At 70.7% G+C, this 22,578-nt stretch carries 20 protein-coding genes; 16 read left to right on the plus strand and 4 right to left on the minus strand.

Going from position 1 to position 22,578, the window contains the following annotated elements; all coding sequences use genetic code 11:
* Positions 1-45: 45 nt before the first annotated feature.
* Genes ACIBVQ_RS03470 through ACIBVQ_RS03480 form a run of 3 tightly spaced genes read right to left on the minus strand, consistent with a single transcriptional unit; the run spans position 46 to position 2,761 of the window.
* Positions 46-810, minus strand: coding sequence for an amino acid ABC transporter ATP-binding protein (locus tag ACIBVQ_RS03470; RefSeq protein ID WP_399175327.1), 765 nt, complete (start codon positions 808-810; stop codon positions 46-48).
* Positions 807-1,700, minus strand: coding sequence for an amino acid ABC transporter permease (locus ACIBVQ_RS03475; protein ID WP_399175329.1), 894 nt, complete (start codon positions 1,698-1,700; stop codon positions 807-809). Before ACIBVQ_RS03475 ends, ACIBVQ_RS03470 begins: the two co-directional genes overlap by 4 nt.
* Positions 1,697-2,761 (minus strand): LLM class flavin-dependent oxidoreductase, encoded by a 1,065-nt coding sequence (locus tag ACIBVQ_RS03480; protein ID WP_362916488.1) that lies wholly within the window; start codon positions 2,759-2,761, stop codon positions 1,697-1,699. The genes ACIBVQ_RS03475 and ACIBVQ_RS03480 overlap by 4 nt, the downstream gene beginning before the upstream one ends.
* A gap of 497 nt (positions 2,762-3,258) precedes the next feature.
* On the opposite strand from ACIBVQ_RS03480, the gene ppk2 reads away from it, so the two are divergent.
* The 14 genes from ppk2 to ACIBVQ_RS03550 all read left to right on the plus strand — a co-directional run bounded on the left by ppk2 (position 3,259) and on the right by ACIBVQ_RS03550 (position 14,736).
* Complete coding sequence (gene ppk2, locus ACIBVQ_RS03485; protein WP_352009052.1) at positions 3,259-4,218, plus strand: polyphosphate kinase 2; 960 nt, start codon at positions 3,259-3,261, stop codon at positions 4,216-4,218.
* Between the two features lie 44 nt (positions 4,219-4,262).
* Positions 4,263-4,610, plus strand: a complete 348-nt coding sequence (gene hisI, locus ACIBVQ_RS03490; RefSeq protein ID WP_352009053.1) for a phosphoribosyl-AMP cyclohydrolase — start codon at positions 4,263-4,265, stop codon at positions 4,608-4,610.
* On the plus strand, positions 4,607-5,278 hold the full coding sequence (locus ACIBVQ_RS03495; RefSeq protein WP_399175332.1) for a Trp biosynthesis-associated membrane protein: 672 nt from the start codon (positions 4,607-4,609) through the stop codon (positions 5,276-5,278). Before hisI ends, ACIBVQ_RS03495 begins: the two co-directional genes overlap by 4 nt.
* 104 nt (positions 5,279-5,382) lie before the next feature.
* Complete coding sequence (locus ACIBVQ_RS03500; protein ID WP_352009055.1) at positions 5,383-5,766, plus strand: DUF4190 domain-containing protein; 384 nt, start codon at positions 5,383-5,385, stop codon at positions 5,764-5,766.
* A gap of 152 nt (positions 5,767-5,918) precedes the next feature.
* On the plus strand, positions 5,919-6,311 hold the full coding sequence (locus ACIBVQ_RS03505; protein ID WP_362916480.1) for a DUF2752 domain-containing protein: 393 nt from the start codon (positions 5,919-5,921) through the stop codon (positions 6,309-6,311).
* Between the two features lie 168 nt (positions 6,312-6,479).
* Positions 6,480-7,289: an indole-3-glycerol phosphate synthase TrpC gene (gene trpC / locus ACIBVQ_RS03510; RefSeq protein ID WP_352009057.1), complete on the plus strand. Its 810-nt coding sequence runs from the start codon at positions 6,480-6,482 to the stop codon at positions 7,287-7,289.
* A 22-nt stretch (positions 7,290-7,311) separates the two neighbouring features.
* Entirely contained in the window at positions 7,312-8,535 is a 1,224-nt protein-coding gene (trpB, locus tag ACIBVQ_RS03515; RefSeq protein WP_352009461.1) for a tryptophan synthase subunit beta, read from the plus strand.
* Positions 8,536-8,601: 66 nt separating this feature from the next.
* On the plus strand, positions 8,602-9,396 hold the full coding sequence (gene trpA, locus ACIBVQ_RS03520; protein WP_352009058.1) for a tryptophan synthase subunit alpha: 795 nt from the start codon (positions 8,602-8,604) through the stop codon (positions 9,394-9,396).
* A 664-nt stretch (positions 9,397-10,060) separates the two neighbouring features.
* A complete protein-coding gene (locus ACIBVQ_RS03525; RefSeq protein ID WP_399175335.1) occupies positions 10,061-10,567 on the plus strand; it encodes a DoxX family protein in 507 nt (168 codons plus the stop codon).
* Positions 10,567-11,331, plus strand: a complete 765-nt coding sequence (locus ACIBVQ_RS03530) for a thioredoxin domain-containing protein (protein ID WP_352009060.1) — start codon at positions 10,567-10,569, stop codon at positions 11,329-11,331. Before ACIBVQ_RS03525 ends, ACIBVQ_RS03530 begins: the two co-directional genes overlap by 1 nt.
* Positions 11,332-11,357: 26 nt before the next feature.
* The gene (lgt, locus tag ACIBVQ_RS03535) at positions 11,358-12,470 is read left to right on the plus strand and encodes a prolipoprotein diacylglyceryl transferase (protein WP_399175338.1); all 1,113 of its coding nucleotides are present in this window, start codon (positions 11,358-11,360) and stop codon (positions 12,468-12,470) included.
* 45 nt (positions 12,471-12,515) lie between these two features.
* Entirely contained in the window at positions 12,516-13,235 is a 720-nt protein-coding gene (locus ACIBVQ_RS03540; RefSeq protein ID WP_352009062.1) for a VIT1/CCC1 transporter family protein, read from the plus strand.
* Complete coding sequence (locus ACIBVQ_RS03545; RefSeq protein ID WP_399175340.1) at positions 13,232-14,074, plus strand: hypothetical protein; 843 nt, start codon at positions 13,232-13,234, stop codon at positions 14,072-14,074. The genes ACIBVQ_RS03540 and ACIBVQ_RS03545 overlap by 4 nt, the downstream gene beginning before the upstream one ends.
* A gap of 26 nt (positions 14,075-14,100) precedes the next feature.
* Complete coding sequence (locus ACIBVQ_RS03550; RefSeq protein WP_386189947.1) at positions 14,101-14,736, plus strand: hypothetical protein; 636 nt, start codon at positions 14,101-14,103, stop codon at positions 14,734-14,736.
* A 6-nt stretch (positions 14,737-14,742) separates the two neighbouring features.
* Here the strand turns inward: ACIBVQ_RS03550 and ACIBVQ_RS03555 are convergent, their stop codons facing one another.
* Positions 14,743-16,275, minus strand: a complete 1,533-nt coding sequence (locus ACIBVQ_RS03555; RefSeq protein ID WP_399175342.1) for a bis-aminopropyl spermidine synthase family protein — start codon at positions 16,273-16,275, stop codon at positions 14,743-14,745.
* Positions 16,276-16,474: 199 nt separating this feature from the next.
* On the opposite strand from ACIBVQ_RS03555, the gene gltB reads away from it, so the two are divergent.
* Positions 16,475-20,980, plus strand: coding sequence for a glutamate synthase large subunit (gltB, locus tag ACIBVQ_RS03560; protein WP_362916471.1), 4,506 nt, complete (start codon positions 16,475-16,477; stop codon positions 20,978-20,980).
* A 14-nt stretch (positions 20,981-20,994) separates the two neighbouring features.
* Positions 20,995-22,473, plus strand: a complete 1,479-nt coding sequence (locus tag ACIBVQ_RS03565; protein ID WP_362771577.1) for a glutamate synthase subunit beta — start codon at positions 20,995-20,997, stop codon at positions 22,471-22,473.
* The last annotated feature ends 105 nt before the right edge of the window (positions 22,474-22,578 follow it).

Below are 22,578 nucleotides of genomic sequence, written 5' to 3' on the forward strand. Positions count from 1 at the left end.
TTCAGTCCTGTTTTTCTGGGAATCGCAGGGAGGGGTTGTCACGGATCAGAGGACCTTGCTGAGGAAGGAGCGGGTCCGTTCGTTCCGGGGGGAGTCGAGAACCTGGGCGGGCGGGCCCTGTTCGACGACGCGCCCGTCGTCCATGAAGACGACGGTGTCGGCCACCTCGCGGGCGAACCCGATCTCGTGGGTGACGACGATCATGGTGGTGCCGCTCCTGGCGAGGTCCTTCACCACGTCGAGCACCTCGCCGACCAGTTCGGGGTCGAGCGCGGAGGTCGGCTCGTCGAAGAGGATGACCTTCGGCTCCAGGGCGAGCGCGCGGGCGATGGCGACCCGCTGCTGCTGCCCTCCGGACAGCTGCCCGGGGTAGGCGTCCTTCCTGTCGGCCAGGCCGACCCGGTCGAGCAGCCGTACGGCCAGCCGGTGCACCTCGGCTCTGGGCCTTCGCTGCGCGGACAGCGGCGCCTCGACGACGTTCTCCAGCGCGGTCAGGTGCGGGAAGAGGTTGAAGTGCTGGAAGACGAACCCGATCCGGGTCCGCTGCCGCAGGATCTCGCGTTCGCGCAGTTCGTAGAGCCTGTCGCCGGACTGCCGGTAGCCGACCAGCTCACCGTCGACGCGCACCGATCCGCTGTCCACCTTCTCCAGGTGGTTGACGGTGCGCAGCAGGGTCGACTTGCCGGAGCCCGAGGGGCCGAGGATCACGGTGACCTCGCCCCTGGCGACCCGCAGGTCGACGCCACGCAGGACCTTCAGGGGGCCGAAGCTCTTGTGCACGCCCCGCAGGTCGACCATCACGGCGCTCATCTGCGACCCCTGGCGTAGTGACGTTCGACGTAGTACTGCGCGACGGACAGCACGGAGGTGATGATCAGGTACCAGACGGTCGCGACCAGCAGCAGCGCGATGACCCTGCCGTTGCGGCTGTAGATCACCTGGATCTGGTAGAAGAGCTCGGGCAGGGCCATGATGTAGACCACCGAGGTGCCCTTGACCAGGCCGATGATCTCGTTGCCCGCGGTGGGCACGATCGAGCGCATGGCCTGCGGAAGGATGATCCTGAACAGCTGTCTTCTCCAGGGGATGCCCAATGCGGCGGCGGCCTCGCGCTGGCCCGGGTCGACCGAGAGCAGCCCCGCCCTGACGATCTCGGAGCAGTAGGCGGCCTGGTGCAGCCCGAGCCCGAGCACGGCGGCGGTGACCGGGCTGATCAGGTCCATGGTCCCGATGTCGAAGAAGGAGGGGCCGAACGGAATGCCGAAGGAGATCCGCTGGTACAGCAGCGCCAGGTTGTACCAGAACAGCAGTTGCAGGATGAGCGGGATCGACCGGAACAGCGCTACATAGCCCCAGGCGACCGAGGACAGCAGCGGGTTCCTCGACAGGCGCATGATCGCGAGCACGGTGCCGAGCAGGAAGCCGATGCCGATGCCGAGCGCGGTGAGCTGGAGTGTGAACAGCACGGCGTGCAGCACCGAGGGCGCGAACAGGTACTCCCCGACGACGTTCCAGTCCCAGGCGGGGTTGGTGATCAGCGCGCTCGCCGCCATGGCGAGCAGCACGCCGACCCCGGCCGCCGCCGCCCACCGGCCGGGATGCCTGGTGGTGACGACCCGCAGCGCGGGCGGGGCGTCCGGGCCGGCCGTCCCGGCGTCCGTGTCGTCCTGCGGCCGGGTCTCGACCGCGGGGCGGCTCACCGGCCCGCCAGACTGGTCGCCGGGTACTGCCGGGACTCGGCGGCCTCACGCTCGCGGTCCCGCTTGGCCACCTCCTCGCGGACGATGGGGATGACGTGACGGCCGAAGTCGACGGCGTCCTCAAGCAGGTCGTAGCCGCGCGCGGACAGGATCTCCACGCCGAGGTCGTAGTAGTCGAGCAGCGCCTGGGCCACGGTCTCCGGGGTGCCGACCAGGGCGGTGGAGTTGCCCGCCCCGCCGGTGGCCGCGGCGGTCGGGGTCCACAGCGCGCGGTCGTACCTGTCGCCCCCGGCGGCGATCGCGACGAGCCGTTGTGAGCCCGCGTTCTCCGGGGCATGGCCCGCGGGCAGCCGCCGGGAGGAGGCACCACGCGACTTGATCGCCTCAAGCGTGCGGGCCGCCTTCTCCCAGGCCTTCTCCTCGGTCGGCGCGATGACGGGCCGGAAGGCCACCTGGAACCTGGGCAGGTCCCTGCGTCCCGACGCGAGCGCCGCGCTCCTGACCGCGGCGATCTGCTCGGCGGTCTGGGCCAGCGGCTCGCCCCACAGGCAGTAGATGTCGGCCTCGGCGCCGCCCGCCGCGTACGCCGCGGGGGAGGAGCCGCCGAAGGAGACCAGCGGACGGGGCTGCTGCACGGGGAAGACGTCGGACAGGAAGTCGTCGAAGTGGTAGTGCTCTCCCTCGTGGGAGAAGGGGGTCCTGGACGTCCAGCCCTTCTTGACGATCTGGATGTACTCCCGGGTGCGCCCGTAGCGCCGGTCCTTGGACAGGCGGTCGCCCTCGCGGGCCTGCTCGCGGTCGTTGCCCCCGGTGATGAAGTGCACGGTCAGTCTGCCGCCGCTGATCTGGTCGAGTGTGGCGAAGGTCTTCAGGGCGAACGTCGGGTAGGAGACGTTCGGCCGGTGGGCGAGCAGGAGCTGTATCCCCTCGACCTGCCCGGCGACGAGGGCGGCCACCTGCGCGGGGTCCGGCGAGCCCGAGCCGTAGGCGAACAGGATCCGGTCCCAGCCGTGTTCGTGGTGGGCCCGCGCCAGCCGTAGCGTGAACTGTCTGTCGAACACGGGCCCGGAGCGGGGTCTGGTCTCCGATCCGTCGTTCGTGGCGCCTATGCCTAGGAACTCGACGGGCATGACTGAGGCCTTTCTGGCAGGTCGTCTGGGCGGGGGCGTCCGGAGCGGGGACGGCGGCACAGTGGCTCGCGGTGGCTCGCGGTGGCTCGTGGTGGCGCGCGGCACCGGATGGGCGGGGCCGGTGGCGCGAGGTCAGTGGCGACAGGAACGGGACAGCGCGCGGCACGGCGCGAGGTGACCGCGGACCGCCGGTGGGAGCTCAGCCTGCATGGCCTCACTCCAACACAGGAACCAAATCCCGTCAAGACCTACTGGTTTAGTGGGTTTATTGTCATGGGGGAAGTGAGGAGGGGTGAACAGTGGCCTACAAGTCGTCAAATGGGCTGTTGATGTCCTTATGTCGGGGATTAACGTGCTGAGATGGAGGTAAGGGAGCCGCGGGACCACCGCCCCGGGCTCCCGCCGGGGGGGAAGCGGGAAGGACGTCCATGACCGATCTGGTGGGTGAGGAACCCGCGCGGGGCAGCAGGTACCCCGTGCTCGACGCGCGCTCCGCCGCGTCCCGCAGCGACCTGCTCGACGAACTGCCGAACCTGCGGGTCCTCGACGACGACGATGACGACCCCGTGCTCGTACGGCTGGACGGCACCCCGGTGGACACCTGGCGGGAGAGGTATCCCTACCCGGAGCGGATGGACCGTTCGGAGTACGACAGGACCAAGCGGCTGCTCCAGATCGAGCTCCTCAAACTGCAGTACTGGATCAAGGACACCGGCGGGCGGCTGCTGATCCTGTTCGAGGGGCGCGACGCGGCGGGCAAGGGCGGCACGATCAAGCGGTTCATGGAGCACCTCAACCCGCGCGGGGCCACCGTGGTCGCCCTGGAGAAGCCGAGCGAGCGTGAGAGCACCCAGTGGTACTTCCAGCGCTACGTCTCCCATCTGCCCGCCGCGGGGGAGATGGTCTTCTTCGACCGCTCCTGGTACAACCGCGCCGGGGTCGAGCGCGTGATGGGCTTCGCCACGCCGGGGGAGTACACGGAGTTCATGGAGCAGGCGCCGGCCTTCGAGCGCATGCTCGTCCGCGACGGCATCCACCTGGTGAAGTTCTGGTTCTCGGTCTCCCGCTCCGAGCAGCGCACCCGTTTCATCATCCGCCAGGTCGACCCGGTGCGGCAGTGGAAGCTGTCGCCGATGGACCTGGAGTCGCTGGACAAGTGGGACGAGTACACCCAGGCCAAGGAAGACATGTTCCTGCACACCGACACGGAGGAGGCGCCGTGGACGGTGATCAAGAGCAACGACAAGAAGCGGGCCAGGGTCGAGGCCATGCGCTACCTCCTGAGCCGATTCGAGTACACCAACAAGGACCACGAGATCGTCGGCGGGCCCGACCCCAGGATCGTCGTGCACGCGGCCGACCTGTTCGACGACGACCGCACCCGCTGACCGCCGGACGCGGGACCTCCACCCAGGTGCGGCACAATTGCCACATGCCCCTTGACCCGGCCATCGCGGCCCGACTGAAGCGCACCGCCGACGGACTGGTGCCCGCCGTGGTCCAGCAGCACGACACCGGCGAGGTGCTCATGCTCGCCTGGATGGACGACGAGGCGCTGCACCGCACGCTCACCACCGGCCGTGCCACCTACTGGTCGCGCAGCCGCCGGTCCTACTGGGTCAAGGGCGAGACCTCGGGCAACGTCCAGCACGTCAGGTCCGTCGCCCTCGACTGCGACGGCGACACGATCCTGCTGAAGGTCGACCAGGTGGGCGCCGCCTGCCACACCGGTGACCGGACCTGTTTCGACGCCGACCGGTTGGCGGTGACCCCGGCGTGAGAGCGGGCCGGGCGCTGTGGACCTGGGTCGCCGCGTGCGCGGCGGGCGCGGGCCTGGTGCTGCTGGCCGCGGGCCGCGACTGGGTCACGGTGAGCTACGGCACGCGCGCCGTGCCCGTCTCCGCCGCCGAACTCGCCCCCGCCCTGGCGCCCGCGGCCTGGGCGGCGCTGGCCGCGGTGGTCGCGGTGCTCGCGACGCGAGGCGTGTGGCGCAGGGTCATCGGTGTCGTGATGGCGCTGTGCGGGGCAGGGGTGATCGTCGCGGTGGTAGCCGGCGGCGGAGCCGACGCCGGTCTCGCCGCCGCGGCCGGGCACGCGCCCATGGCCGCGGCCGCCGAGACGGCGCGGGCCACCGGCCACCTCCTCTGGCCGGTGCTCGCCGGGGTGGGCGGCCTGGTGCTGCTCGCCGGGGGAGCGGTCGCCGCGCTGTGGAGCGTGAACTGGCCCGGCATGTCGGAGCGCTACGAGCGCAGGGGCGCGGCCCGGGGGAGCGAGGCCCTCACGCGCGCCGGAGCCTCGGGCAGCGGCCGGGCCATGTGGGACGCCATCGACCTCGGCGCCGACCCGACAGCCGACCCCGCCACTGATTCCGCCACGGACCCCGCCGCTGATTCCGCCACGGACTCCACGGCCGAGCCCGCTGCCGACCCAGGACGGGACGGGCGCTGAGCCGCGCCGTACGGTCACAACTTGCCCACGGACTAGGCGGCCCGCCGCCGCGATGATCTGATTTCGCTAGGATTTCGCCGCAACGTGTGTAGAGGGAGTAATTCATGAGCTATGGGAATCAGCCCGGTGGGTACGGGCCCCCGCAGGGCGGCTACGGGCCACCCGGCGGGTACGGCACGCCGCCCGGCGGTGGTTACGATCCCTATGGCTACGGAGCGCCGCCGCCCCGAGGCAACAACGGCATGGCCATCGCCGCTCTCATCATGGGCATCGCCGGGCTCTTCGTCTGCGGCGTGACCTCGATCGTGGGCATCGTGCTCGGTCACATCTCGCTGGGCCAGATCAAGCGCACCGGCGAGGAGGGGCGGGGCATGGCCATCGCGGGCCTGGTCCTGTCCTACTTCGGCGTCGCCTGCTGGCTCGTCGTGCTGGTGGTCTGGCTGGTCGCGATAGGCGTCCTGGCGGGCTCGGCCACCTACGGCTACTAGGACCTCCCGACCGTTCCCCGCCGGGGCGTCGCCGGTCATCCGGCGCCGCCTTGAGTATCGTTGCCGGTGACAGTCGTCGCGGGAGAAGGGGTGCGGGCGGGCAGATGGTGACCGGCGGGGCCGCGAGGGTGGGAGAGCCGAGAGCACGGCGGATGCGGGCCGTGCTGGCGCCGCTCGGCCTGGCCGTGGCGGCGGGTGCGGCAACCCTCCTGGTCGCGCTGGTCGATCCCGGCGAGCCGGGGCACTATCCCGCCTGTCCCTTCCTCACCCTCACCGGGCTGTACTGCCCGGGTTGCGGAGGGCTGCGGGCGGTGCACGCGCTCACCCAGGGTGACCCGGCCGCCGCACTGGGGTTCAATCCGTTCGTCGTGATCATGATCCCCGTGGTGGTCCTGCTGTGGGGGCGCTGGGCGTTGTTCTCCTGGCAGGGAAGACGAGATGCCGGAAAAGTTATAAATCCTGCCTATATATGGGCATTTCTTGGTTTAATGATCGTTTTTTGGATAGTGCGGAATGTTCCCTTTGGGGAATTCTTGGCCCCATAGTCACCTATAGGCGTCACCCGGTGGCGGGGCGACCACGGCAAGGCCGATAGCATCGGCGAGACAGGGCAATCGATCGGGAGGGGCCTTACTCGTGAGCGAGTGGAGTGAGCGGACCATGCGTACGGCAGCGTTCGCCGACATGACCTCCGAGTTTCGCGAGGAGGACAGGTGAGCGTACTGGAGGAGATCCTCGAAGGAGTCCGCGCGGACCTGGCCGACCGGCAGCAGACGGTGTCGCTGGCGCAGCTCAAGGAACGCGCGGAGCGGGCACCCGCCCCCCGCGACGCCTACGCCGCTCTCGGCGGCGACCAGGTGGCGGTCATCGCGGAGGTGAAGCGTTCGAGCCCGTCGAAGGGCGCGCTGGCCGCCATCGCCGACCCCGCCGCGCTCGCCGGTGACTACGAGTCCGGTGGCGCCCACGTCATCAGCGTCCTGACCGAGCGTCGCCGCTTCGGCGGCAGCCTGGAGGACCTGGCCGCCGTCCGCGCCGTGGTCGACATCCCGGTGCTGCGCAAGGACTTCGTCGTCACCTCCTACCAGCTGTGGGAGGCCCGTGCCTACGGCGCGGACCTCGTGCTGCTGATCGTGGCCGCGCTCGAACAGAACGCGCTGGTCTCCCTCATCGAGCGGGCCGAGTCGATCGGGCTGGCCCCGCTGGTCGAGGTGCACACCGAGGAGGAGCTCGACCGGGCGCTCGCCGCCGGAGCGAAGATCATCGGTGTCAACGCGCGCAACCTCAAGACCCTTGAGGTCGACCGCGAGGTGTTCGCCAAGATCGCCCCGAAGATCCCGGACGGTATCATCAAGATCGCCGAGTCGGGTGTGCGCGGTCCCCACGACCTGCTCGCCTACGCCAGGGCGGGGGCGGACGCCGTCCTTGTCGGCGAGAGCCTGGTGACCGGCAAGGACCCCAGGGCCGCCGTGGTCGACCTGGTCACCGCCGGAGCCCACCCCGCATCCCGACCAGAGGGACAGTGAGCACGTGACAGTGACAGACGGCATCCTCACCTCCGCGGACCTCGCGGGCAACGGCGTCCACGGCGACGACCCGGACACCGACGGCAAGTTCGGCGTCTTCGGCGGGCGCTACGTCCCCGAGGCCCTCATCCCCGCGCTGGACGAGGTGGCGGCCGAGTACGAGAAGGCCAGGAACGACCCCGCCTTCCTGCGGGAGTTCGACCACCTGCTGCGCACCTACGCGGGCAGGCCGACCACCCTCACCGAGATCCCCCGCTTCTCCGAGCACGCGGGCGGCGCCCGGATCGTGCTCAAGCGCGAGGACCTGACCCACACCGGCGCCCACAAGATCAACAATGTGCTCGGCCAGGCCCTGCTCACCAAGCGGCTCGGCAAGAACCGCCTGATCGCCGAGACGGGCGCGGGTCAGCACGGCGTCGCGACGGCGACCGCCGCGGCCCTGATGGGCCTGGAGTGCGTGATCTACATGGGGGCCGTCGACTGCGAGCGCCAGGCGCTCAACGTCGCCCGCATGAAGCTGCTCGGCGCCAGTGTCGTTCCGGTGACCAACGGCAGCCAGACCCTCAAGGACGCCATCAACGAGGCCTTCCGCGACTGGGTGGCCAACGTCGACCACACGCACTACCTGTTCGGCACCATCGCCGGACCGCACCCGTTCCCCGAGATCGTCCGCGACTTCGCCCGCATCATCGGCGTCGAGGCCCGCCGCCAGATCCTCGACCTCGCGGGCAGGCTGCCCGACGCGGTGGCCGCGGCCGTCGGCGGCGGTTCCAACGCCATCGGCATCTTCCACGCCTTCCTTGAGGACCAGGACGTCCAGCTGCACGGCTACGAGGCCGGCGGCCGCGGCAAGGAGACCGGCGAGCACGCCCTCACCCTCACCGAGGGCTCCATCGGGGTCCTGCACGGGTCGCGCACCTACGTCCTGCAGGACGAGGAGGGCCAGACGATCGAGTCCCACTCGATCTCCGCGGGCCTCGACTACCCCGGTGTCGGCCCCGAGCACGCCTGGCTCAAGGACACCGGACGCGCCGCCTACCACGGCATCACCGACGCCGAGGCCATGGACGCCTTCGCCCTGCTCGCCAGGACCGAGGGCATCATCCCGGCCATCGAGTCCTCGCACGCGCTCGCCGGAGCCCTCAAGCTCGGCCGCGAGCTCGGCCCCGAGGCGCTCATCCTGGTCAACCTCTCAGGCCGGGGCGACAAGGACATGGGCACCGCCATGAAGTACTTCAACCTCTGACGACCGACTTGCTTCCCCTCCGCCCCGCGGAGGGGACGGAGGCCACGACCGACAACGGAACCAACGATGACGACTCTTCAGACGGTGTTCGCCAAGGCTAAGGCGGACGATCGCGCCGCCCTCATCGGATACCTCCCCGCGGGTTTCCCCACGAAGGACGGCGCGATCGCGGCCGCGACCGCCATGGTCGAGGCCGGCTGCGACGTGATCGAGATCGGCCTGCCGTACTCCGATCCGCTCATGGACGGCCCGACCATCCAGGACGCCGTGCACCGGTCGCTGATCAACGGCACCCGCATCGCCGACGTGCTGCGCACGGTCGAGGGGGTGGCCAAGACGGGCGCCGCCACGCTGGTCATGACCTACTGGAACCCGATCGACCGCTACGGCGCCGACCGGTTCGCCCGTGACCTGGCCGCAGCGGGCGGGACGGGGACCATCACCCCCGACCTGACCCCGGAGGAGTCGGGGCCGTGGCGGGAGGCCAGCGCGGGGGCCGGAATCGACACCGTCTTCCTCGTCGCACCCAGCTCTCCCGAGACACGCATCAAGGCCGTCGCCGAGTGCTGCACGGGCTTCGTCTACGCCGCCTCCCTGATGGGCGTCACCGGGGCGCGCGCCACGGTCGGTGAGGCCGCCGAAGGCCTGGTCGAGCGGACCCGCAGGCAGACCTCACTGCCGGTCTGCGTCGGCCTCGGAGTCGGCACCGGCGAGCAGGCGGCCCAGGTCGCCCGCTACGCCGACGGCGTCATCGTCGGCTCGGCGTTCATCCGCCGCCTGCTCGACGCCCCGGATGAGGCCTCGGGCCTGGCCGCGGTCAGGGAGCTGGGAGCCGAGCTGGCGGCGGGCGTGCGCGCCTGATTCGCCGCTGAAAACCGGGCTTGCCCGGGACACGCCTGAAATCTCATACGACGCGGCCGTCCACACAGGACGGCCGCGTTCTTCGTACGGCGCCGCCCCATGGAGCCGGGGCGTCGTCATGCCCGCCGACCTGCGCGGAAGGCTGCGGCGTACCCTGGAAATGCGTACGCTGGAAGCGGCGCATCGGCCCCGGGGGTGCGAGACCTCTCTCCCGGTTCAGTCCGAACGCTCCCCCCGTTGACCTGAAAACGCCGCGAGGACCGTGCCTCGGCTACGATTTCCCAGTTCGAACAGGCTCGGCCCGCCGATCGCACAGGCGCAGGGACATGGGGGAAACCGGGACGGTCATCGAACCTGGAGGGTGTGTGCCAGTGGCGGAGGAGCCGAGGCGGCGGCCATGCCGTCCCCGCCTTCGCGCCATGCCACGCCCGGCCGGACACTCGGCGAACGGGAGACCGGAGTTTCGGGACCCTCACGGAGCGCGTTACGGTCGGCCGATTGACTTACCCGACGCTTATCCAGCACGTGATGGGGTTCCTCAGGAACGCGTGTAGCCGCCGGCGACGGCCGCGACGCAGGTCCGGAATGGGAGACGATGATGCTCGTGACTTCTGAAAAGCAGGCCCCCCCGAGGTCGCGCAGAGCTAGTTCGACGCTACCCTGGGTGACGACCGTCTCGCGGTTGGTGCTGGCGGGGGTGCTCATTGTCGCAGGTTGGGGCAAGATCGGCACGCCTGTGCTTTCCGTCCAGTCGGTCAAGGCGTACGAACTGCTTCCAGACTCGCTTGCCACGGTGGTCGGCTACGGCCTGCCCATCCTGGAGATCGTCATTGGGGTGTTGCTGGTTGTCGGACTGCTCACCCGCGTCGTGGGCGGCATCTCCGCGCTGCTCATGCTGGCGTTCGTCATCGGCATCGCCTCCGTGTGGGTGCGCGGCCTGCGGATCGACTGCGGCTGCTTCGGCGGCGGCGGCCAGCTCAAGCCGGGGGTCGAGCCCGACTACCTCGTCGACATCCTGCGGGACTCCGGTCTCTTCGTTCTCGGCGTGCTCGTCGCCCGGTTCGGTCCGGGACGACTCGCGCTGGACTCCGCGCTCGGGCTGGCCCCTGAGCGGGAGTCGTACGACGAGGTGGACGGCGAGGAGGAACCACGGAAACAGGAGGATCACTGATGGGCAAGGCCGCACGGGAGCACTCGGTGCGTGAGCGGATCAAGGCACAGCGGGAGGAGCAGCGGCAGAAGGAGCGGCTCAAGCGCGTCGCGACGGTGACGACCGTGGTGGTCGTCGCCCTCGGCGCGATCGGAGCCGGATGGTGGTACGCCGCCAACGGCAGCAAGCCCGAGGAGGTCACCCAGGCGCTCGCGCCGATCACCGCCTCCCCGGACGGTTCCGTCGTGATGGCCGTCGCGGGCGTCGAGAAGCCGGTCCTGGACGTCTACGAGGACTTCCAGTGCCCCGCGTGCAGGGCGATGGAGCAGACCAGCGGGCCCACCATCAAGAACCTGGCCGCCGAGGGAAAGGTCAAGGTGGTCTACCACCCCATCACGATCTTCTCGCAGGAGATGAACCAGGGCGTCACCAGGGGTAACTCCCTGCGTGCCGGGGCCGCCTCCCGGTGCATCCCCGGAGGGACCCCGTGGTCGAAGTTCCACGACAAGCTGTTCAAGGAGCAGCCCTCCGAGACCGTCGAGGGCTTCAAGGTGGACGACATGGTCGACTGGGGCAGAGACGCAGGGGTCACCGGCTCGGCCTTCGCCACCTGCGTGACCACCCAGCAGAAGGCCCAGGAGCAGATCGACTACAGCACCAGGACCATGCAGGCCGCCAAGCTCAGCGGCACGCCGACGCTGAAGATCAACGGGACCGAGATCGGCAACGACGTCGCGTTCAAGCCCGCGGATCTCCGTAAAGCCGTTCTCGATGCCGCCAAGTAGCCCGCGACACGGTAACGTCACCTGACATGCCCCTCGCCTCGATTCCCAGCCCCTCGCAGGGGGTCTGGTACCTCGGTGTAATCCCCATCAGGGCCTACGCGCTGTGCATCGTGCTCGGCGTCATCGTCGCCGTCGCCATCGGCGAGCGCCGCTGGCGCGCCCGTGGGGGAACGCCGGGCACCATCGTCGACCTCGCCGTCTGGGCCGTGCCGTTCGGCCTGGTCGGCGGGCGTCTCTACCACGTCATCACCGACTGGCAGCTCTACTTCGGGCCTGACGCCCCTCACACGCCCATCGAGGCGCTCTACATCTGGAACGGGGGGCTGGGCATCTGGGGGGCCGTCACCCTGGGCGCGCTGGGCGTCTGGTTCGGCTGCCGCAACCGGGGAATCTCGGTGTCCGCGGTCGCCGATGTCGTGGCCCCGGCCATCGCGGTCGGCCAGGCCATCGGCCGGTTGGGCAACTACTTCAACCAGGAGCTGTTCGGCAGCCCGACGACCCTGCCGTGGGGCCTGGAGATCGACCCCGACAAGCCGGGAACGCTGCCGGGGGTCTCCACCTACCACCCCGCCTTCCTGTACGAGATGGTGTGGGACCTGGGTCTGGCCCTCGTGCTGGTCTGGGCGGGCCACAGGTTCGCCCTCAGGCACGGCCGGTTGTTCCTGCTCTACATCGCGGGCTACACCCTGGGCCGGTTCTGGATCGAGGGGTTGCGCATCGACACCGCCCACCACATCCTCGGCCTGCGGCTCAACCAGTGGACCTCCATCGTGCTGTTCGTCGCGGCACTCATCTGGTTCTGGAGCACCAGGAACAAGACCGGTGAGGAGCGGGTCGTCGGGGTGACGCAGGACCAGGAGGCCGGCGATCCGGCCGACCCCGCGCACGCCGCCGACCAGGCGGACGAGCACGAGACCGGGCCGCGGGCGGAGTCCGAGGACGACCGGCCCGCTGATTCCGCGCCCCCCTCGGAGCAGGCCGACGGGCAGGACGGGCAGGATGGAAAGGCGGAGTTCGTGTCCGCCTTCGCCCAGACGGGCGCAGAGACCGACCCCGCCCACGGGTCCGACCAGGCCGACGAGGCCGAGACGGCCGCGGCCGACGGCGAGCGCGCAGCAGGGGAGAAAGGCACGGCGTGAGCCGGGTCTCCCCCCGCTAAGGAACCAGGCGAAGAAAGAGGAACGATGAGTCAGGGCGGCGCCCAGGAGCGCGCCGAGATCCACCACGCCCACCGGGATGTCAACGGCGGCTGGCTGCGGCCCTCCGTCTTCGGGGCGATGGACGGGCTCGTGTCGAACTTCGCGCTGATCGCCGGTGTCGCGGGCGGCACGACGAGCACCCAGGTCGTCGTGCTGGCGGGCATCGCGGGCCTGGCGGCGGGGGCGTTCTCCATGGCGGGCGGCGAGTACGTCTCGGTCGCCAGCCAGCGGGAGCTCGCCGTCGCCGAGATCGACGTCGAGCGGCGTGAGCTGGAACGCAACCCCGAGGCCGAACTGCGCGAACTCGCCCAGCTCTACGAGTCGCGCGGTGTCCAGCCCGAGCTGGCGGCGGAGGTGGCCAGGCAGATCTCCCTCAATCCCGACAAGGCGCTTGAGGTGCACACCAGCGCCGAACTCGGCGTAACCCCGGGGGACCTTCCCTCGCCCAAGGTCGCCGCGGTCTCCTCGTTCCTGTCCTTCAGCGTCGGCGCGGTCCTGCCGCTGCTGCCGTACCTTCTCGGGGTCACCAGCCTGGTCGGTTCCGCGATCGTCTCGTGCCTGGCGCTGTTCGGGGCGGGGGCACTGGTCTCCAGGGTCACCGCGCGCAGCTGGTGGTACAGCGGGCTGCGACAGCTCGGCGTCGGCGCGCTCGCCGCGCTCCTGACCTTCGGCCTCGGCCACCTGCTGGGCGGGGGCGGCCTGTGAACGCGCCCAGCCCCCAGGCCCCGACCCCGTCGCGCAGGCGCCGGCGCGGCTCCTCCAGGACGGCGCAGCCCGTGGAGGGCGGCAGACTGCGGGAGCTGGGGCTGAGTCGTCTCCAGCAGCGGCTGCTGGTGATCGGCGGTTCCGTTGTCGGAGTGATCGTCACCGCGGTCGTCCTGGCCTTTGTGATCTCCGCGGTCGGCAACGACTTCGTCCCCGAGCGGGCGACCGCCGCCGCCATCGTGACCCAGCCGAGGCCCGACACCTACAAGGGATGGAACTCGCCGAAGCTGTTCGCGCCCATCGAACGGAACACGGCCGACCCGGCGCCGCTCACCCTCAAGGAGATCTTCCCCGTCAGGACCCTCAAAGAGGGTGCGATCACCCTGAAGCTGGGCGCCACCAAACTCGACGCGACCTGCTCGGCGGCGGTCTGGGGGAGGGAACTGGCCGACCAGCTCACCAGGTCGGGCTGCACCCAGGCGCTGCGGGGCACCTACACCAGCGCGGACGGCCGCTACGTCGCGCAGTACACCCTGTTCAACCTGCGTGACACCGCCGCGGCCAACGAACTGGTCCAGTCCCTGACCGCGGGCTACCGGGGAGGCTGGCCACAGCCGCTGGGGCAGGGCGGCAGGGCACCGTTCTCCTCCTCCGGTTACAGCGAGGGCAGCGGCAACGCCATGGGCCACTACGCGGCCCTGGTCTGGATCGGCCGCGCCGACGGCGCCGATCCCGGCGAGAAGGACGACTTCGTCTCCCTGTCCCTGGCGGTCAGGGGCGTGGAGAGGGCCGTTTTCCGCCGTGTCGTCGCGGTGAAGCCCGCCGCGTCCTCCTCGTGACCCCACGGACAGTAGGCTCATCGGTCATGCGTAAGTGGATCATCGCCGTCGCCGTCGTGGCCCTCGCCGCCGCGGGGACCGCGGTGTTCCTGTGGTCACGGGCGGGTACGGACACCCAGCGCCCGGCGACCTTCAGGGCCGAGCGGACCACGGCGCACTACGACCCCATCGCCACCCGGGCCGCCGATCCCGACCCGCTGACCGTCGCGGAGGTCTTTCCCACGGGTTCGGTGAGCGCGGGCGGCGTCACGCTCACGCGCCAGGGCACCGAACAGCTGACCGACTGCGCCTCGGCGGTCTGGGGTGGGGCACGGGAGGCCGTGGCCGGATGCACCCAGGTGTTGCGCGCCCGTTACGCGACCCGTGACGGCCGGGTCCTCGGCCAGTTCGTCGTCTTCAACCTGGCCGACTCCGCCGCCGCCGACCGGCTTGTCGGCGTGCTGGGCCGTGACGGTTTCGTACGGCCGGTCCCGGGTGCCCCGGAGGGCTTCCAGGGGGCCGCGGGCTGGGCACAGGCCCGCGCCCTCGGCCACTACGTCACCGTCAGCTGGGTCGCCCCCGCCGGGAACACGGGGCAGGGGGCGGGTAAGGCCGACCTGACCTACCCGCAGGTGGCCGTCGACAGCCCCAGCCTGCTGCTCCAGCACCGTCTGGTGCGCTGAGCGCGCTCAGTCCGCGGGCACGGGCGCGGTCAGGGAGCGCGCGACCGCGTCCTGGAGCTCCCGCAGCCGGTGCGCGGGCAGTTCGAGGACGGTGACGTCCTGCGCCCACGGCGCGCTCAGCGCGACGAGTGCCCTGGCCTGCCGTTTGGTCAGCTCACCTCTGACCGAGATGAGAGCCTCCCGCCAGGTGTTGGCGACCTTGCCGTGGGCGTTGTCCAGGACGCGCCGCAGGACGCGGCCCTCGTCGGTCTGCGGGGGCGGCAGCCGTACGGCGTGCACGGTCCGGCCCTCGGCGGTCAGCTCGTAGACGGCCGACAGCTCGGCGGGCAGGGCGGTGGGAGGCTCGGCCAGTGTGACCTGGACCCGGCGGGCGCGGGTGGCCAGCAGCAGCCGGGGCAGTGCGGCCTCAAGCCCCGCGGGCACCGCGATCGCCACCTCGGCGGGGTCGGTGGCGTACGGCTTGGCGAGCCAGGTCGACAGGCGGGCCCTGGGGGTGCGGGGCAGCACCTGGGCGGGCCAGTCCCCGACCAGCACCTCGGGACTCCCGGTGACCGGGGGAGGAGGCGCGGATGAGGCCGCCGACTCGACCGCCTGGGGGCCCTGGGTGTAGATGGCGGCGCTGAGGCCCTCGACGCGGGCGGCGACGGCGGGCCAGGTCTTCGTGGTCGGCCGCAGGACGTACAGGTCGGCGGCCGAGCCGATGGCCTCGGCGCCGAGATAGCGGTTGAAGTCGGGGTAGATCGCCTCGTTGACGAGGTTGAGGGCGGACAGGGCGTTCTGCACCTTCAGCGCCAGGGCGGGAGTGCGTTCGCTGGCGCCGTAGGCCAGCAGGACACGGCCCTGGTCGCGGTCGCGCAGCCCCTCGGCGGCGCGGGCGACGAACAGCCCGACTCCCTCGGGCGTGTAGGGCGGGTCGGTGATCGCCAGGTCGGCCCATCCGCGAGCCGAGGCGGGCAGGCCGAGGCGCAGGTCGGCCCAGCGGGTGCGCACCGGCAGGCCCAGGCGTCCGGCCTGCTCGGCGATGTAGCCGAGGATGCGCTCGTCGATGTCGGCGACGGTCACCTCAAGGCCGGGGCACAGCGCCGCGACGGCCAGCGAGGTCAGGTCGTGGTCGCCGACGCACAGCAGGCGGGCGCCGTCGAGCCAGAACCTCGCCTCAAGCAGCAGGGCCCGTCTGACCACGGTCTCCGCGGTCGCCGACACGTGGTCGAGCGTGTGACGCCCCCGGGGCGCGCCGGTGATCAGCTTCTCCATCGTGGCGACCAGGCCGGCCTGCTCGGGCAGCAGGTGGGCCACCGGGTCGGCGGGCGCACGGGACACGGGTGCCTCCGGCAGCAGGGCCCTGAGCCTGAACCGGTCGCCGGAGCGCTCCAGGTCGAGCTCGCGCAGCAGGGACTCGACCGTCCGCCGTGACGTCGCGGTCAGCCTGACCAGATCGGCGAGGGTCCACCAGCGGCCGTCGCCCAGCGCGGCCAGCACGGCCCTCGGTCTCCTGCCGTCGACTCCCGCCCGCGCGAGGAGATCCGCAATCGCGTCCATGCGCCAACCTTAGGGCGCCCGATGGAATGCCGTGCCGTACGGGCATGTTGACTGAAGTGGGCAAACCTGTACTAAATGGTCGCTATGCGGACCGGGTAGGTAGCTTTCCGGCAGGGTACGGTAATGTCTACCCACCACGCAGCAGGGCCAACGTCGTCCCTAGCTTGATCCAGAGCAGCGAGACGACGGGAGGGATTCGATGCCTGCTGCCCACCTCGGTTTCCCCGAGCCCCAGGGCCTGTACCACCCTTCGAACGAGCACGACGCCTGTGGCGTCGCCATGGTCGCCGACGTCGCGGGCCGCCGCAGCCACGACATCGTCACAAAGGCGCTGACGGCCCTGTGCAACCTCGACCACCGGGGAGCCCAGGGAAGCGAACCCGACACCGGTGACGGTGCCGGCATCCTCACGCAGATCCCCGACACCTTCCTCCGCGCGGAGGCGGGCTTCCCGCTCCCCGAGGCGGGCTCGTACGCGGTCGGCACCGCCTTCCTGCCCGCCGAGGCGGAAGCCCGCCACGACGCGGTACGGCAGATCGAGCGGATCGCGGACGAGGAGGGCCTCACGGTCCTCGGCTGGCGCGACGTCCCGACCGACCGGGCACTGCCCGGCCCCAGCGCCCGTGCGACCATGCCGCACTTCGCGCAGCTGTTCGTCTCCTCCCCCGGAGGTGAGAGCGGCCTCCAGCTGGACCGGATCGCCTTCTGCCTGCGCAAGCGGGCCGAGCACGAGACGAAGGTCTACTTCCCCTCGCTCAGCTCACGGACGATCGTCTACAAGGGCATGCTCACCCCCGGCCAGGTCGAGCCTTTCTTCCCCGACCTGAGCGACGAGCGCTACGAGACCGCCATCTCGCTGGTCCACTCGCGCTTCTCGACCAACACCTTCCCCTCCTGGCCGCTGGCGCACCCCTACCGCTACGTCGCCCACAACGGCGAGATCAACACGGTAAAGGGCAACCGCAACTGGATGCGCGCCCGCGAGGCCATGCTGAGCACCGCCGCCCTGCCCGGCGACCTGTCGCGGCTGTTCCCGATCTGCGACCCGGACGGCTCCGACACCGCCTCCTTCGACGAGACGCTCGAACTGCTCCACCTCGCCGGACGCGAACTGCCCCACGCCGTGCTGATGATGATCCCCGAGGCGTGGGAGAACAACACCGAGATGGACCCCGCACGGCGGGCCTTCTACGAGTTCCACTCCACCCTCATGGAGGCCTGGGACGGCCCCGCCTCGATCACCTTCTCCGACGGCACCCTCGTCGGCGCGGTCCTCGACCGCAACGGCCTGCGCCCCGGCCGGTTCTGGGTGACCACCGACGGCCTCGTCGTACTCGCCTCGGAGGCGGGCGTCCTCGACATCCCCGCGCAGGACGTGGTCCGCAAGGGCCGCCTGCAGCCCGGCAGGATGTTCCTGGTCGACACCGCCCGCGGAAAGATCATCGAAGACGACGAGATCAAGGCCCGGCTCGCCGCCGAACTGCCCTACGGCGACTGGCTGCACGCGGGCCTGGTCCGCTTCGAGGAACTGCCCGCCCGCTCGCGGGAGATCCCCACCCACGAGGCGCTCATCAAGCGGCAGCAGACCTTCGGCTACACCGAGGAGGAGCTGCGGATCATCCTGGCGCCCATGGCGACCACGGGCGCCGAGCCCATCGGCTCCATGGGAACCGACACCCCCGTGGCCGTCCTCAGCGACCGGCCCAGGCTGCTGTTCGACTACTTCAGCCAGCTGTTCGCGCAGGTCACCAACCCGCCGCTGGACGCCATCCGCGAGGAACTCGTCACCTCCCTGGCCAGCACGCTCGGCCCCGAGGGCAACCTGCTCGCCCCCGAGCCCTCCTCCTGCCGCCAGCTCGTGCTGCCCTACCCGGTGATCGACAACGACGAGCTCGCCAAGATCATCCACATCAACGACGAAGGCGCGCTGCCCGGCTTCCGCCCGCACGTCGTCTCCGGCCTCTACGAGGTCCACGGCGGCGGCGAGGCCATGCTCCACCGCATCGAGGAGATCCGCACCGAGGTCTCCGCGGCGATCGAGGGCGGCGCACGGATCATCGTGCTGTCCGACCGGGGCTCCTCCGACGCCCTCGCGCCCATCCCGTCGCTGATGCTCACCGGCGCGGTGCACCACCACCTCATCGCCGAGAAGACCCGCACCCGGGTCGGCCTGGTCATCGAGACCGGCGAGGCACGTGAGGCCCACCACATGGCCCTGCTCATCGGCTACGGCGCGGGCGCCGTCAACCCCTACCTCGCCATCGAGACCGTCGAGGACATGATCGCCTCCGGCGTCCTGAAGGTCGAGCGCGACAAGGCCGTGCGCAACCTCATCAAGGCGTACGGCAAGGGCGTCCTGAAGGTCATGTCCAAGATGGGCGTGTCCACCGTCGCCTCCTACACCGGCGCGCAGATCTTCGAGGCGCTCGGCCTCGACGAGAACGTCATCGGCACCTGCTTCACCGGCACCACCTCCCGCCTCGGCGGCGTCGGCTTCGACGTCCTGGCCGGGGAGTCCGCGCTGCGCCACGCCCGCGCCTACCCCAGGGCGGAGAACGCCCACCGCAGGCTTGAGGTCGGCGGCGAGTACCAGTGGCGCCGCGAGGGCGAACCCCACCTGTTCAACCCCGAGACCGTCTTCAAGCTGCAGCACGCCACCCGCTCACGCCGCTACGAGATCTTCAAGGAGTACACCTCCCTCGTCGACTCCCAGGCCGAGCGGCTGATGACCCTGCGCGGCCTGTTCACCCTCCGTGAGGGAGTCCGCGAACCGGTCCCGATCGACGAGGTCGAACCGGTCAGCGAGATCGTCAAGCGCTTCTCGACCGGCGCCATGTCCTACGGCTCCATCTCCAGGGAGGCGCACGAGACCCTCGCCGTCGCGATGAACCGCCTCGGCGCCAAGTCCAACACCGGGGAGGGCGGCGAGGACCCCGACCGGCTCCACGACCCCGCCCGCCGTTCGGCCATCAAGCAGGTCGCCTCGGGCCGCTTCGGCGTCACCTCCGAGTACCTCGTCAACGCGGACGACCTGCAGATCAAGATGGCCCAGGGCGCCAAGCCCGGCGAGGGCGGCCAGCTGCCCGGCCACAAGGTCTACCCCTGGATCGCCAAGACCAGGCACTCCACCCCCGGCGTCGGCCTCATCTCGCCGCCGCCGCACCACGACATCTACTCCATCGAGGACCTCGCCCAGCTCATCCACGACCTGAAGAACGCCAACCCGGCCGCCCGCGTGCACGTCAAGCTCGTGGCGGAGGTCGGCGTCGGCACGGTCGCGGCGGGCGTGTCCAAGGCCCACGCCGACGTCGTGCTCATCTCCGGCCACGACGGCGGCACCGGCGCCTCCCCGCTCACCTCCCTCAAGCACGCGGGCGCCCCCTGGGAGCTCGGCCTGGCCGAGACCCAGCAGACGCTGCTGCTCAACGGGCTGCGCGACCGCATCGTCGTGCAGGTCGACGGCCAGCTCAAGACCGGCCGTGACGTGATCATCGCCGCGCTGCTCGGCGCCGAGGAGTACGGCTTCGCCACCGCCCCGCTGGTCGTCTCCGGCTGCGTGATGATGCGCGTGTGCCACCTGGACACCTGCCCGGTCGGCGTCGCGACCCAGAACCCCGAGCTGCGCAGGCGCTTCAGCGGCAAGCCCGAGTTCGTCGTCAACTTCTTCGAGTTCATCGCCGAGGAGATCCGCGAATACCTCGCCGCCCTCGGCTTCCGAACCCTCGACGAAGCCGTCGGACACGCGGAACTGCTGGACACCGCCCCCGCCGAGCAGCACTGGAAGGCCTCAGGCCTGGACCTCACGCCGATCCTGCACCGCCCGGAACTCCCCGAGGGAACCGCGCTGCGCCGCGTCACCGAACAGGACCACGGCCTGGAACGAGCCCTCGACCACACCCTGATCCAGCTCGCCGAAGGCGCCCTGGCCAACGGCGACCCGGTCACGCTCGACCTGCCCATCCGCAACGTCAACCGTACGGTCGGCACCATGCTCGGCCACGAGGTGACCAAGCGGTACGGCGGCGCGGGACTGCCCGACGACACCATCGACGTCCGCTTCACCGGCTCAGCGGGCAACTCCTTCGGCGCCTTCGTGCCCAAGGGCGTCACCCTGCGCCTGACCGGCGACGCCAACGACTACCTCGGCAAGGGCCTGTCCGGCGGCCGGATCACCGTGAGGCCGCACGAGGAGGCCCCCCTCGACGGCCACATCATCGCCGGAAACGTCGGCCTGTACGGAGCGACCTCCGGCGAGGCCCACATCCGCGGCGTCGTCGGCGAACGCTTCTGCGTACGGAACTCCGGGGCGACCGCCGTCGTCGAGGGCGTCGGCGACCACGGCTGCGAGTACATGACGGGCGGCAGGGTCGTCGTCCTCGGCCCCACCGGCCGCAACTTCGCCGCGGGCATGTCCGGCGGCGTCGCCTACCTCCTCGACCCGGAAACCGCGCGGATCAACCGCGAGATGGTCGAGATCGAGGACCTGGACGAGACCGACGCCGACACGCTGCGGGAGATCGTCGAGACCCACCTGGCGGAGACCGGCTCGCCCGTCGCCAAGGAACTCCTGGCCGACTGGGACCCGGCCCGCTTCCGCAAGATCATGCCGACCGACTACAAGCGGGTGCTGCGTGCGGCCGAGGCCGCCAGGCGCGAGGGCAGAGACATCGACGAGGCGGTCATGACGGCCGCGGTGCAGGGATAAGGGGGTACACACCGATGGCTGACCCGAAGGGTTTCCTCACTCACGGACGCGAGCTGCCCGCCCGCCGCCCGGTCGACGTGCGCATCCGCGACTGGAAGGAGGTCTACCAGGACTTCCCCAGGCCCGCCCTGACCAAGCAGGCGTCCCGCTGCATGGACTGCGGCATCCCGTTCTGCCACAACGGCTGCCCCCTGGGCAACCTCATCCCCGAGTGGAACGACCTGGTCTACCGCGACGACTGGCGCGAGGCCGTCGAACGCCTGCACGCCACCAACAACTTCCCCGAGTTCACCGGCCGCCTGTGCCCCGCGCCCTGCGAGGCCGCCTGCGTGCTCGGCATCAACTCGGACCCGGTGGCGATCAAGCGCGTCGAGGTCGAGATCATCGACCGCGCCTTCGACGAGGGCTGGGTCACCCCCCAGACCCCCACGGCCAGGACCGGCAGGAAGATCGCCGTCGTCGGCTCGGGGCCCGCGGGCCTGGCCGCCGCCCAGCAGCTCACCAGGGCCGGGCACGACGTGGTGGTGTTCGAACGCGCCGACCGCGTCGGCGGCCTGCTGCGCTACGGCATCCCCGAGTTCAAGATGGAGAAGCGGCACATCGACCGCAGGCTCGCCCAGATGCGGGCCGAGGGCACCGAGTTCCGCACCGGCGTCAACGTCGGCGTCGACGTCACGGCCGCCCAGCTCCGCGCGGAGTTCGACGCCGTCGTCCTGGCAGGCGGCGCCACCCTGTGGCGGGACCTGCCGGTCGCCGGACGCGACCTCAAGGGCGTCCACCAGGCGATGGAGTACCTCCCCCTGGCCAACAAGGTCCAGGAGGGCGACCACACCGTCTCGGCGATCGACGCCAAGGACAAGCACGTCGTGGTCATCGGAGGCGGCGACACCGGAGCCGACTGCATCGGCACCGCGATCCGCCAGGGGGCGGCCTCCGTCACCCAGCTGGAGATCATGCCCCAGCCCCCGGCCGAGCGCCCCGGTAGCCAGCCCTGGCCCACCTTCCCCATCCTGTTCAAGATGGAGAGCGCCCACGAGGAACTGGCCGACGGCGGCGGCGACCGCGTCTACGCCGTCTCGACCACCGAGTTCGTCGGCGACGCCGACGGCAACGTCAGGGCACTGCGTCTCGTCGAGGTCGAGGGCCCCGCGAACGGCTTCAAGCCGATTCCCGGCACCGAACGGGAGATCCCCGCAGACCTCGTCACCCTCTCCATGGGCTTCGTCGGCCCGGAGAAGGCCGGCCTGCTCCAGGACCTCGCGGACTCCGCCGACGGCGAGTTCTTCGACGCCCGGGGCAACGTCGCCAGGGACAAGGGCTACATGACCTCCGCCGAGGGCGTCTTCGTCGCCGGAGACATGGGACGCGGCCAGTCGCTGATCGTCTGGGCGATCGCCGAGGGCCGCTCCGCCGCCGCGGCCGTCGACCGCTACCTCACCGGCCAGACCGCCCTGCCGACGGCGATCCCGCCGACCGCCAGACCCCTGGTCTGAACACGACCCGGCGTTCCCGGTACGGCTCTGCGCCCGCCGTACCGGGAACATCGGTTTGCTTTGCAGGTCGGATGGCTTGAGGATGATTCTCCTGGCTCCAACGGA

This window comes from Streptosporangium sp. NPDC049376, from assembly GCF_044466505.1.
Lineage (GTDB): Bacteria > Actinomycetota > Actinomycetes > Streptosporangiales > Streptosporangiaceae > Streptosporangium.